9 protein-coding genes and 1 pseudogene are annotated in these 12,375 nt (G+C 53.3%); 4 read left to right on the top strand and 6 right to left on the bottom strand.

Features of this window, described 5'->3' with window-relative positions:
- The first annotated feature begins 131 nt into the window (after positions 1-131).
- From exaC to N512_RS0108345, 3 genes are all read left to right on the top strand, one after another.
- Positions 132-1,652, top strand: a complete 1,521-nt coding sequence (exaC, locus tag N512_RS0108355; protein WP_028780021.1) for an acetaldehyde dehydrogenase ExaC — start codon at positions 132-134, stop codon at positions 1,650-1,652.
- A 196-nt stretch (positions 1,653-1,848) separates the two neighbouring features.
- Positions 1,849-4,713 carry a TonB-dependent receptor plug domain-containing protein gene (locus N512_RS0108350; protein ID WP_028780020.1) on the top strand — a complete coding sequence of 955 codons (2,865 nt, stop codon included), beginning with the start codon at positions 1,849-1,851 and terminating at the stop codon, positions 4,711-4,713.
- Positions 4,714-4,844: 131 nt separating this feature from the next.
- A complete protein-coding gene (locus N512_RS0108345; RefSeq protein ID WP_025010760.1) occupies positions 4,845-5,309 on the top strand; it encodes a tRNA (cytidine(34)-2'-O)-methyltransferase in 465 nt (154 codons plus the stop codon).
- Position 5,310: 1 nt separating this feature from the next.
- On the opposite strand, the gene N512_RS0108340 is transcribed toward N512_RS0108345, so the two are convergent.
- Positions 5,311-5,850 (bottom strand): hypothetical protein, encoded by a 540-nt coding sequence (locus N512_RS0108340; RefSeq protein ID WP_025010759.1) that lies wholly within the window; start codon positions 5,848-5,850, stop codon positions 5,311-5,313.
- A complete protein-coding gene (locus N512_RS0108335; RefSeq protein WP_028780018.1) occupies positions 5,807-6,370 on the bottom strand; it encodes a hypothetical protein in 564 nt (187 codons plus the stop codon). Before N512_RS0108335 ends, N512_RS0108340 begins: the two co-directional genes overlap by 44 nt.
- A gap of 291 nt (positions 6,371-6,661) precedes the next feature.
- On the opposite strand from N512_RS0108335, the gene N512_RS0108330 reads away from it, so the two are divergent.
- Positions 6,662-7,639, top strand: a complete 978-nt coding sequence (locus N512_RS0108330; protein ID WP_028780017.1) for a hypothetical protein — start codon at positions 6,662-6,664, stop codon at positions 7,637-7,639.
- Positions 7,640-7,707: 68 nt separating this feature from the next.
- On the opposite strand, the gene N512_RS0108325 is transcribed toward N512_RS0108330, so the two are convergent.
- The 4 genes and pseudogenes from N512_RS0108325 to N512_RS22570 form a co-directional block, all read right to left on the bottom strand.
- Entirely contained in the window at positions 7,708-9,081 is a 1,374-nt protein-coding gene (locus tag N512_RS0108325) for a M16 family metallopeptidase (RefSeq protein WP_443018267.1), read from the bottom strand.
- A gap of 56 nt (positions 9,082-9,137) precedes the next feature.
- The gene (locus tag N512_RS0108320) at positions 9,138-10,466 is read right to left on the bottom strand and encodes a M16 family metallopeptidase (protein WP_025010755.1); all 1,329 of its coding nucleotides are present in this window, start codon (positions 10,464-10,466) and stop codon (positions 9,138-9,140) included.
- 127 nt (positions 10,467-10,593) lie between these two features.
- Positions 10,594-11,892 (bottom strand): annotated as a pseudogene (locus N512_RS22575) (amidohydrolase).
- A gap of 70 nt (positions 11,893-11,962) precedes the next feature.
- Positions 11,963-12,316, bottom strand: a complete 354-nt coding sequence (locus tag N512_RS22570; protein WP_051472717.1) for a hypothetical protein — start codon at positions 12,314-12,316, stop codon at positions 11,963-11,965.
- Between the last annotated feature and the right edge of the window lie 59 nt (positions 12,317-12,375).

Below are 12,375 nucleotides of genomic sequence, written 5' to 3'. Positions count from 1 at the left end.
CATACTGTTAGCACGATAAATGAACAAGCAGGCTCACACTGGCCCGGCCTTTGCGTTTACCTGAGCCAAGGCCGCTGTGGCCGAACAGATAAATACAAGAAAAACCTTTCAACAAGACGAGGAAACTCACCATGATTTATGCCCAACCCGGCACTCAGGGTGCCCTGCTGCAGTTCAAGGATAAGTACGACAATTTTATTGGTGGAAAGTGGCTCGCGCCGGTTGGCGGACAATACTTTGATAACCGTACCCCGGTCACCGGCGAAGTCTTCTGTCAGGCCGCCCGCTCTGATGCCCGGGATATCGAGCTGGCGCTGGATGCGGCCCATGCCGCCAAAGAGAGTTGGGGCAAGACTTCAGTCACCGAACGGGCCAATCTGTTACTGCGCATTGCCGATCGAGTAGAGCAGAGGTTGGAGATGCTGGCAGTGGCCGAAACCTGGGAAAACGGTAAGGCGGTCAGGGAAACCCTCAATGCCGATTTACCCCTGTCGGTGGACCACTTCCGTTACTTTGCCGGCTGTATTCGCGCGCAGGAAGGCAGCGCTGCCGATATTGATGCCACCACGGTCAGCTATCACTTTCCCGAACCTTTGGGCGTGGTTGGGCAGATCATTCCCTGGAACTTTCCACTCTTGATGGCGGCCTGGAAGATAGCCCCGGCACTGGCGGCCGGCAACTGTATCGTACTCAAGCCGGCGGAGCAGACACCGGTTTCCATCATGGTACTGCTGGAGCAGATTCAGGATTTGCTGCCTGCCGGGGTGCTTAATGTCGTCAACGGCTTTGGCGCCGAGGCGGGTCAAGCGTTGGCCACCAGCAAACGCATCGCCAAGTTGGCTTTCACGGGGTCAACCGAAGTGGGTTATCACATACTCAAGTGCGCCGCCGAGTCACTGATCCCCTCGACCGTGGAGCTGGGCGGGAAATCCCCCAACATCTATTTCGCCGATGTCCTGGAACAGGAAGACGACTATCTGGATAAGGCGGTCGAAGGCATGTTGCTGGCCTTTTTCAACCAGGGTGAAGTCTGCACCTGCCCCAGCCGGGTACTGATCCAGGAGTCCATCTACGACAAGTTTATCGAGCGGGTCATCGCCAGAGCCCAGAGTATCAAACAGGGAGATCCGCTGGATACCGACACTCAGGTCGGCGCTCAAGCGTCACAGGAGCAGTTTGACAAGATACTCAGCTATCTGGAAATTGGCCGCAATGAAGGCGCCAAGGTACTGCTTGGCGGTCAGGCCAACAATCTGCCTGGCTCCCAGAGTCAGGGCTATTATGTTACCCCGACAATACTCAGCGGCCATAACCGGATGCGGGTATTTCAGGAAGAGATCTTTGGCCCTGTCGTTGCTGTAACCACCTTCAAAGATGAAGCAGAAGCACTCAGCATTGCCAACGACACTCAGTATGGTTTGGGTGCCGGCGTCTGGACCCGGGATATAAATCGGGCACAGCGGATGGGGCGGGGGATCCAGGCAGGACGGGTCTGGATCAACTGCTATCATGCCTACCCGGCACATGCCGCTTTCGGAGGATACAAGAAGTCAGGTATCGGCCGGGAGACCCACAAAATGATGCTGTCTCACTACCAAAATACCAAGAATCTGCTGGTGAGTTACTCCACCAGTCCCTTGGGTTTCTTCTAAACCAAACACTGTAAAAACAAGCCCGGCTTCGGCCGGTTTTTTTATTACACAAATTTAATACAGTAAATTAACATTTACGAATACAAAACATGCCAACAAATCAACTATTGAAAGAGTTTTTTACAAACACTAGTATTGTTTAGCTACAACAAGAAACATAAATAACAATATCTAAACAATTTCATAGGGAGTTGGTATGTTAAAAGAGAAATTGCTGGCGAACGCCATTCGCTTTTCACTTTTTGCAGCAACGGGTTTTGCTTCCCTGGCAGTGGCCTCTCCGGCCATGGCAGAGGAACAAAATGAGCAGCAGATTGAAAAAATCCAGGTAACAGGCTCACGTATTCTGCGTGAAGGTGCGATAGCACCAAGCCCGGTTACCGTAATTTCAGGCGAGTCTCTGATCAAAACAGGGGCCGTGAACATAGGTGAAGCACTCAACGAACTGCCAGCTCTGGCAAACACTTACTCACTGGCCAACTCAGGAAGTTCTATCGGTACTGCCGGTTTGAACTTGCTGGATATGCGTGGCATGGGCGCCTCCAGGACTCTGGTACTGGTCGATGGTAAGCGTCATGTAGCCAGTAGCCCAGGTACTTCTTCTATTGACGTTAACACCATTCCAACCGAGTGGGTTGAGAGTGTTGAAATCATCACGGGTGGTGCCTCGGCCATTTATGGTGCCGATGCGGTTACCGGTGTTGTTAACTTCAAGATGAAGAAGAAGATTGAAGGACTGACAGCCTCAGCCGCCGCCGGTATCGCCGATGACAGCGACTACAATAACCAGCGCTTTAGCCTGGCCTATGGCTCCAACTTTGATAACGATCGTGGTAACGCCGCCATCTCGGTCGAATACGCTCAGCAAGACCGCCTGGAGATGCTGGATCGCGACCAGACCGCTATCTCATGGTCTTCACTGACCAACCCACCCGGTAGTGACACTTACAAGACCCTGTACCAGAATGCCGGTTATTGGGGTATCAGTAATGCCGGTACCGTTGGCTTCTACGGTGGCACCCCAGGTGTTTATACCTTCAAGCCAGATGGCACTCCGGTCGAAGTAGGAACAGGTGAGTTCACCGACGGTGTACTCTGTGCCGGTGAAGGCTGTGACTATATCAACCTGCGTCAGTGGGAAGAGCTGCAGCCTGAGTTTGATCGTACCACCATCAACTTCAAGGCCAACTACGACTTTACCGATAGCCTGAATGGTTATTTTGAAGCCAAGTGGAGCCGAACCAACGCCACTACTTCAGGGCAGCCGGCGTTCTTCTTCTTCGATCCGGACAACACTCTGGTTACCCGTGATAACCCCTACATCTCTGATGAATTGGGTGCTTTGATGGATCAGGCCGGAGAAGGTTATGTTGTGGTTAACCGCTTTATGACCGATATGGGGCCTCGCGCTGAAGATGACGAGCGTACCACTCAAAGGTATGTTATCGGTCTAAACGGCGTTGTACTGGAAGACTGGGAGATGGAAGCCTATGCCATCTATGGCCAGACAGAGCAGACCCGTACCAACTACAACAACCTGATCTTTGAAAACTTCCAGCAGTCAGTCGATGCCATCCGCGATCCTGTCAGCGGCGAAATCGTCTGTCGTGACGCAGATGCCCAGGCCGCAGGTTGTGTGCCAGTCAATCTGTTTGGCGATGGTGCAGTAACCCGCGAAGCTGCCGACTGGTTCAGCACTACCACTGAAGGTACCGCCAAGATTGAGCAGTATGTCATCGGTGGCTCTATGTCCAACTCTGCCTTGTTTGAACTGCCTGCCGGTATGGTTGGTTTCGCTTCCGGTATCGAATACCGCAAGGAAAAGAGTAAGAGTAAAGAAGATCCATTTGCCGCCACCGGCGCCACCTTCTTCAACGCCCTGCAAAGTGAAGGCGGCGATTTCGATGTCAAAGAAATCTATGCCGAGATCTCTGTACCACTGCTGGAAGACCTACCTGGTATCCAGAACCTGACGGTTGATGGTGCTGTCCGTTACGCCGACTACTCCACTATTGGCGATGCCACCAGCTGGAAGTTGGGTCTGGACTGGACCATCATAGATTCACTGCGTTTACGCTCGACTCTGTCTACCGCTCTGCGTGCACCTAACATTGGTGAATACTATGGTGCCCAAGGCCAGAACTTCTTCAGTGTTGACGATAGCTGTAAAGCCAGTGAGCTGTCGGGTCTGAGCCCGGATCAGCAGGCGATTCGTGCAGCCAACTGTGCCGCTCTCGGTATTCCGGCTGACTTCGATTCCAACTATGACAGCGCCACCCTAGAAGGGGTTTCTGGTGGTAATGACCAGTTGGAGCCTGAAGAGTCTGACAGCTACACTGTCGGTCTGGTATTCCAGCCTTCATTCGTTGAAGGTCTGGTGATGACTGTGGATTACTGGAACATTGAAATCACAGATGCTATCGCCAATATCTCTGCACAGAATATTATCGATCGCTGCGTGGATTCACCCACAGGTATCAACAACCAATACTGTGACTTGATCACCCGTGATCCCACCTCACACGAGATCACTAACATCACTCAAATTGTGCAGAACGTAGCCAAGCAGGAAGCTTCAGGGGTCGACTTTGAAGTCGGCTATGACTTCCCACTATTCGGCGGCGACCTGCGCACCAACCTGCTGGGTACTTATCTGATTGAACGCAACGAGTATCCTTTCCAGGATGATGCGACCGATTTTGAAGAGTATGCCGGCACTTTGGGTGAAGCACAGTGGCAAGGTCAGTTGGTGCTGAACTACAGCTACGACGCCTGGAACCTGAACTGGAAGACACGTTATCTGGACTCGGTAGATCTGTATACACCACAGTTCCGCGCCAACTATGACGTGCCTTACTCCAATGTTATGAGCTATGGTTCATACAGTGTTACAGACCTGTATGCCACCTATACCATGGATAATGGACTGGAGTTCGGTCTCGGGGTGGACAATGTGTTCGACCGTGATCTGCCAGGCAGCACCACTGGTACAGGTGCAGGCAGTGCCAGCTATGACAACATAGGTCGTTTCTTCTACCTGACTGTCAAATACGAGATGTAAGCGATTACCTCGCCTGAAAAAGCCCCGTAAGGGGCTTTTTTACTTTCTAGCGACTTTGCATTCTCACTGAGAGAGTACACTCCTTAGCGGAATGGTATAATGCCCGCATCTGCATGCAATAAGGTAAACCCGTGTTCCACATTGCCCTCTATGAACCCGAAATCGCCCCCAATACCGGCAACATTATCCGTCTCTGCGCCAACAACGGCTGCGAGCTACACCTGATAGAACCTTTGGGTTTTGATCTGGAAGAGAAAAAACTGCGCCGGGCCGGGCTGGATTATGGCGATCTGACCCGAGTAAACCGTTACCCGGATTTCCCGCACTTTCTCGCGGCCATGGCTGGCAAACGCATTTTGGCTTGCACCACCAAGGGCAGCCGGCCACATTCTGAGCTCGAGTATCGGCAAGGTGATGTGCTTTTGTTTGGCCCAGAGAGCCGCGGCCTGCCTCAGGAAATATTGCAGAGCATTGCTGCAGAGCACAGACTGAGGATCCCTATGGTGCCCTCCAGCCGCAGCCTGAACCTTTCCAACGCAGTGGCTATCATCAGCTATGAAGCATGGCGTCAACAAGGTTTCAGCGGCGCTAAATAAATCAGCGATGTTGCAGTGAGATGGCTCTGTAGGTTTGATAGCTATCCGAGTCCTCATCCAGATAGTGCAAATTCTGGCGCCAGAGCCAGCCGTCATTGTCGGCTTCGAATAGCAGTTGGATCAGCGCCGGGCGTCCGCCGGACTGCCCTTCACCCAGCAGGGAAAATCCGCTGCCCTGATGGTAGAGAGTGAAAGATTGAAAGCGTTCTTCGGTCACACCATCAAAGTACCAGAGCCCCACGCTGGGGTCTTGGTCTCTGAACCACCAGGTTTCACTCAGGGGATGGCGTGCCCCTTCACTGACGCTGAGTAACAACTGACGCTTGTCTTTACTGCAGATGGCATCCAGGCTGAGCTCCTTCGGGGTTTGTCCGCTTTGGGCGCCATCCCCCTGCCAATGGCCATTGAGCGCTTCACAGAATTGGCTAAAGGAGGCCTTGCCGGCCCAGGCGGGTTGCCAGGCCAAGGCCAGGGAAATAATAAACAGGCGTAGAAAGTCAGAAGAGTTCGATATCGTTGTTGTTTTGCTTGAGATGTTCATCTTGATACTGGCTCAAAGCCTCATGTAGTGGCATTCCCTGCAGCACAAGATCAAACATTTTGCGTTCACAGTCCAGCGAGTATGTCGACTTAATCGTACGCTGTAACATTTTCCAGGCATGTTCCGAGGTGCGACTATGCTCATCACGCAGAACTTCTTCAGTCAGCGCCAGCCCGGTCACCACATGGTTGAGCCTTTGTGACAGACGATCATAGAACTGAAAAGCCACTATGCCTTCATTGACCTTACCGGCCAGATGGCGGCCATGATCGCGGATCTCGGCCGGAGTATTCTCCTGAGTTTCCAACCAAGCATTCACCTCACGCAATTGCTCCGCCATGTCGGTAAACAGGCTCCCTAAACCGGTGACATTGTGCTCACCGTCAGTCAGGGTCAACTCTATCTGGGCTATCGACAACAACAAGAGTTTTACCGTTTCCGAAATATGCAGCCATTGGGCCGAATCGAGTGAATCCAGAGTCGTGGGCGTTTCGAGCGGCTTGTTATCTGTCATGGTCATGGGGATCTCTGTGGCTGAGTGGCAGGCATAAAGAAGTTTAGGACATAAAACGCCTTTTGCCTCTTACCTGGCACGGCCGGCAAACGGCAACCCGGTATCGTGACTATGCGTTAGTACCCGGGGAGTTAGTGCCCAGGAGCTTTTGAACTCCGCCAAATCCCACAGTCGAACCGCACCTGGAACAGAACAAAGTTTCCCGATAAACAAGCCGATAAATTTCTGTTTTCGTAGCAGATCTATTGCACAGTTTCTGCGACAATCAATGCCAATGCTGTTATTGCCGGAGATCTCATGCACAGACTCAAGAGCCGTATCATCAGAGAGTGGGATTTCAACCACAAAGGCTGGTTGCTGGAGGCCGCACGCTTCCTGGCACCGCAGTTATTAGCGCTGACGCTGTGGGACGAATCAGAGCGTAAGCCGCTGCTGGCCATTTGGCCTACCGAGGCGGACTCCCCCAGCTTGCTGCTGGATCTCACCCAATTTAAGGGGCATCCCCAGGTCTGCCTCTGGCATCAACAACTCACCTTGGTGGATGAAACCGGGCTCTGGATCTGGGATTCGCTGACAGAAGATCAGGCGCAGCACTACCCCTTTGCCAATCCGGATGTGCTTTCCATGACAGTGGAGCAGCAACACTTCCACTTTCTGCCATTGCAGCTTTGCCCGCTGGATGACAATCAACTGCTGCTGCGAATGAGTTCCCCCAATACCCGTAAGGGCCGGGCCATTTCCTGGTTATTTATCAAAGATGATCAGTGTCACTTGGTCAACAGATACAAGGAGCCGGACGAACCTGAGCTCACCGCCTTAAAGCCAGGCAGCCCACACTGGCTGGAAGAGATCCAGGTCTGTGACAGGCAGATTTTCTGCCTCTGTCAGGGGCAGTCTGCAGCGGACAGTCAAGAGACGATATTGGCAGAGTACAGATATGGCCTGCCGGACAGCCTCTTTGGCAAGCTTTCCAAAATGCTCGGCAGTGGTCAGGAAAAAGATCTGCTCTTGCAGTCGTCTCGCCTTCTGGCGCCCGGCAGCGCCCGCTTCAGCAATTGTGGGCCACAGCTGTGGTTAAGAACCAAGGGCAACAATCGCTTCGAGTGTCATCCACTGGCCGAGGATCAAAGCGCCTTTGAACTGGCACTAACCCAGGTTCAAAGTCTCGGTGACATCAAACCGGCCAAGGCTCAGGTCAGCTTTATGGATGACAGGCTGTTTGTCGTTCACGACAAACGCAGGCTGAACTTGTGTGAGGTTCAAGCCCCAAAGTAAAAGCGCGGATGCAGAATGATGTAAAAAGCCACCTCAATTGAGGTGGCTTTATGATCCAGTTGGTCGGGTTAACCGCCGAAACCGACATCCTTGATATCGACCCGGGTCACCTCGCCATACTTGGCCGCTATCGGGGCTATCTTGTCGCCGCTGCCAATCAGCACCATCTGCAACTTATCCTTGGGGAAGTAGTTGTCGACCAACTGCTTGGTCTGCGCCAGAGTCAGTCCATCCACCCGTTGCTGGAATTGATTGATATAGGACTCATCAAAACCATACAGGTACATGTCTGACAGCAGACCGGCCAACTGGCCACTGGTTTCAAACTTGGGCGGGAACTGGCCTTTGACGTAGGCCTTGGCCGAATCCAGAGTCTGCTGATCTATCCCTTTCTGCCACAGGCGACTGTAGGTCTTGAGTGCCAAGTCAATGGCTTCCTCTGTAGTAGCCGACTTGGTGAAAGTACTGATCATAAAAACCCCTGAGTCACGATAGGGAACGAAACCCGAGCGCGCGCCATAGGTCAAACCGGCATTCACCCTCAGCTCATCGTTGAGCCAGGAGGTAAAACGGCCACCGAGTATGGTGTTGACCACAGTCAGGCCCACATAGTCAGGGTTATCCTGAGTCACACCCAGGCCACCTATGGTGAAGGTGGTCTCTATCGCGTCCGACTTATCCACCAGCAAGACTCGGCTGGCAGACAGAGTCGGCAGCCCCTGCTTGAGGTCGACGGCACGCAGCGATTCACTGTTGTTCCATTGACCGAATGCCGCTTGCAGCTTGGCCTTCATCTGCGCCGGGTCGAAATCGCCCACCACGCTGATAGCGGTATTGGCCGGTTGATAGTAGCCCTTGTGGAAGGCTCTCAGCTGGTTGACTGTCAACTGGGACACAGACTCACTGGTTCCCGAAGTGGCATTGCCATAAGGATGCTGACCGAAGACCAACTTGTTGAAGTAGCGCCCAATCACGGACTTGGGACTCTCTTTCTCCTGCGCCAGCTCGGCGACTCTGCGGCTCTTGAGTTTATCAAACTCGGTGGCATCAAAGTCGGGACGGGTCAGCACATCGGCAAACAATCCCAGCATGGTATCGACATCTTTGGCCATAAAATCGGCGCTGAGGTAACTGCCCTCACGGCCGGCATCGGCATTCAGACTGGCACCGAGAAAGTCCACCTCCTGCTCTATGCTGGCCTTGGTGCGACCGGCGGCGCCGAGCAACAAGCCCTGAGCCGTCACCTCTGCCACACCGGCTGTGGTGTCATTGACGCTGCCGACTTTCACCACGGCGTTCAGGGTGATCAGCGACACCTCTTTCTGCGGCATCAGCATCAGCGTCAGGCCGTTATCCAGAGTGACTCTTTCATATGTTGGCAGTACAAAGTGGCCGGTATCCTGGCTCACCTTCACCTGGGTAGACTGACAACCTGAAACCATCAAGGCTGCGGCAATGGCCACGGCGCCCAGAGAGGCCTTGAGAGAAAAAACCTTGCTCATTGATCCGCCTCCTCTTGTGCAGCCAGTACCCCCACAGTGCGGTTGGCACGGCGCAGGTATGTTTCTGCCACCCTTTGAATGTCGGCCACTGTGACCTGATTATAGGCATCCGGTGCCTGGAACAGCTTGTCGAAGCTACCGAAATAAAGTTCGTAGGTGCCCAGGGTGTTGGCCTTGCCATTGATGGTTTCCATACTGCGATAGAAATCCATAAGCTTGATATTTTTGGCCTTTTCCAACTCTTCAACCTTAACGCCGTCACGGGCAATACGGTTGACCTCTTCGATCAATGCCTGTTCCAGAGTGGTGGCGCTGACACCTGGGGCCGCCACCCCAAGGATGTACAACAGGTTGGGGTCAAAAGACATGGGCATATAAGTCTCGGCGGCAATCGCCAACTGCTTGTCCACCAGAGCCTTGTAGAGGCGCGAGCTGTTGCCTTCACTCAGAATCGAGGTCAGCAGATCCAGCGCGTAATAGTCTTTATTGGTGGTGGCCGGTACGTGATAGGCCAGCATGATATTGGGCGTACTGACAGACTCTTTCTTGACGAAGACCCGTCGTTCCCCTTTTTGCAGCGGCTCGACTGTCTTCACCGCCTTGGGTGGCTCTTGCGCCGGGATAGGGCCAAAGTAACGCTGGGCCAGACGCTTGACCTCGGCCAGCTTAACGTCACCGGCAATCACCACAACCGCATTGTTGGGGGCATAGTAGGTCTTGTGATACTGCACTAGATCTTCCAAGGTCCAGGCCGCAATATCAGATTCATGGCCAATCACAGACCAGCTATAGGGATGCGCCCTGAAGGCCACACCTTTTACCTCTTCCTGCAGGGTACGCCAGTTGGAGTTTTCCAGCCCTGTGGTACGCTCGGAGGCAACTACGCCGCGCTCACTCTCTACCATCTCGGCATTGATATCCAGCGCCGCAATCCGATCGGCTTCCAGATCAAAAATGGTTTCCAGAGCATTGGAAGGGAACCAGTCGGTATAAACGGTCACGTTTTCAGTCGTGTAGGCGTTATTGGCGCCACCGGCCGCTTCCATGGTGCGGTCAAACATCTTGGGGCCGTATTTCTTGGAGCCATTGAACATCATATGCTCGAAGAAGTGGGAAATCCCTGTGATCCCGGGCACCTCGTTGCGTGAGCCCACCTTCCAAAACAGATACATGTTGGCATTGGGAATGGATGAATCCTCCAATACCATGATTTTCATGCCGTTATTCAGGGTAAAACTCTGAATATCTTCGGCCGTGGTCGCCTGTGTTGTCGCCGCCCCAAGAAGGCTGGCTGACATCAGCAGGGCGGTCAGCGTACGCTTCATTGGGTCGCTCCTTGGCTGATTGCTGATTTCAAAAGATCCAATATCGGGTAAAAAAGCACTGTAAATCAAGTAACAAGTGATACGGAATTGTCAGATTTTGTAAGCAAAATGCTTTATCCCGTACGGTTTATTTGCCGCTTAAGCTGGAGAGTGCCAGTGTGGTCAACGCCTCTACCCCCGTCTTGAACGCTGCTTCATCGGCATAGAAATAGGGGGAGTGATTGCTGGCCGCCGTTGCCGGGTCAGTCCCCTCAGGAGTTACCCCAAGAAAGAAGAAAACTCCCGGGATTTCTTGCGCGTAGAAAGCAAAGTCCTCAGCCCCTGTGATAAGCCCGGGGTCCACCAGCCTCCCCTTGCCGACCACTTGCTCCAGCAAGGGCCTGACTTCGGCCACCAATTCAGCACTGTTCACCAGCACAGGATAACCCTGGACTATCTCTGTCTTCGCCTCAGTGCCATTGGCTTGCGCTATCATTTCGGCGGTCTTGCTCAGTTGCTGTTTGATATTGGCCCGGCTCGGCTGATCAAAGGTTCTGATGGTGCCGATAAGCTCAACTTCATCGGGAATGATATTCGAACGTATCCCGCCGTTGATGGCACCAAAGCTCAATACCGCGGGGCCGGCAGTCAAATCCGTGCGGCGGCTGATAATGGTTTGCGAGGCACTGACAATTTGTGCCGCGGCCACTATGGGGTCGGCGCCATTCCAGGGACGGGAGCCATGGGTTTGACGCCCTTTAACCTGGATGCTGAAAGAGTCTTCACTGGCCATGGTTGGCCCGGCTCTGAGCCCTATCATGCCTGTTGGGAGATTCGAGGTTACATGCAGCCCAAAAACACGTTCGGGTTTGGCGGCAAACAGCCCCTGCTTCAGCATCAACTCGGCGCCGCCTTCTTCCCCTTCAGGCGCTCCCTCCTCCGCCGGTTGGAAAATAAACATCACCTCACCATGAAGCTGAGATCGCAAGTTGCTCAGGGCTTCGGCCACCCCCATCAAGATAGCCACGTGGGTATCGTGACCACAGGCATGCATGACACCCACCTCTTGCCCACGGTAGTCGGCCTTAACCTTGGAGGCAAAGGGAAGATCCACGGCTTCAGTAACAGGTAAGGCGTCCATGTCGGCCCGAAGAGCGATCAAGGGCCCGGGATAATCACCCTTGAGCAAGGCAACGATACCGGTATGAGCCACACCCGTCTGTACTTCCAATCCCAAAGATTGCAGGTGCTCACTGACCTTGGCGGCCGTGCGAAACTCACGGTTGGACAACTCAGGGTGCCTATGCAGATCCCGTCGTCATTCAATCACTTTTGGCTCCAACTTGGCGGCTTGCTGCTGCGCCAGCACAGTAGGGTCGGCTGCGAATGCGGCAAATGGCAACAACCAGGCAGGAACCAGGCTCAGTCCCGAGACAAAAGATTTCATAACATCTCCCTGTTAGTCTGAATGGTTTGGACGGCGAGCACTTTAACTTGGGGGCTGAAATACAGCTGGCTTAAGGTTCTATCTGCTTCTGTTTCAGCTTCTTCATCTTGGGCTCTTCGATTTTGCGCTCTTTGGCCGCAGCCTCTTTGGCTTCCTGCAAGTATTTCTGTTCCCGCTGCGCCCTCTCATCAAACTGTTTACTGGCTTTTAGCCTTTGCTCCTCCTGCCATTCACCGGATTGCTGGCGTTTGAGCACCTTCTGTTCCCGCTCGGCAGTTTCCTTGGCTGCGGCCCTGGCTTTTTCCAGTTGTTCCTGCTCCAGACGCCGGGCATCTTCACTGGCTTTTTCACTCAGTTGAGTCAAATCGGCCGCACTCACGCCAAAGGCCAGCAGCCAACTCAGTAACAGTATGAATCTCGCCATAATTCACTCCTGCATGAGAGAGAACAAAAATCCATCTTCCAAGGACTATCACACATTTT

Origin of the sequence: Shewanella sp. 38A_GOM-205m, from assembly GCF_000518445.1 — a bacterium.
Taxonomy (GTDB): domain Bacteria; phylum Pseudomonadota; class Gammaproteobacteria; order Enterobacterales; family Shewanellaceae; genus Shewanella; species Shewanella algae.
Note: the sequence above shows the minus strand (reverse complement) of the source record. Positions and strands in the feature narration are given on the sequence as shown.

Bases quoted from the DNA above. Each gene is read 5' to 3' on its own strand.
- exaC (WP_028780021.1), top strand. From the start codon at position 132: ATGATTTATGCCCAACCCGGCACTCAGGGTGCCCTGCTGCAGTTCAAG.
- N512_RS0108350 (WP_028780020.1), top strand. From the start codon at position 1,849: ATGTTAAAAGAGAAATTGCTGGCGAACGCCATTCGCTTTTCACTTTTT.
- N512_RS0108340 (WP_025010759.1), bottom strand. From the start codon at position 5,850: ATGAACATCTCAAGCAAAACAACAACGATATCGAACTCTTCTGACTTT.
- N512_RS0108335 (WP_028780018.1), bottom strand. From the start codon at position 6,370: ATGACCATGACAGATAACAAGCCGCTCGAAACGCCCACGACTCTGGAT.
- N512_RS0108330 (WP_028780017.1), top strand. From the start codon at position 6,662: ATGCACAGACTCAAGAGCCGTATCATCAGAGAGTGGGATTTCAACCAC.
- N512_RS0108325 (WP_443018267.1), bottom strand. From the start codon at position 9,081: ATGGTTTCAGGTTGTCAGTCTACCCAGGTGAAGGTGAGCCAGGATACC.
- N512_RS0108320 (WP_025010755.1), bottom strand. From the start codon at position 10,466: ATGAAGCGTACGCTGACCGCCCTGCTGATGTCAGCCAGCCTTCTTGGG.
- N512_RS22570 (WP_051472717.1), bottom strand. From the start codon at position 12,316: ATGGCGAGATTCATACTGTTACTGAGTTGGCTGCTGGCCTTTGGCGTG.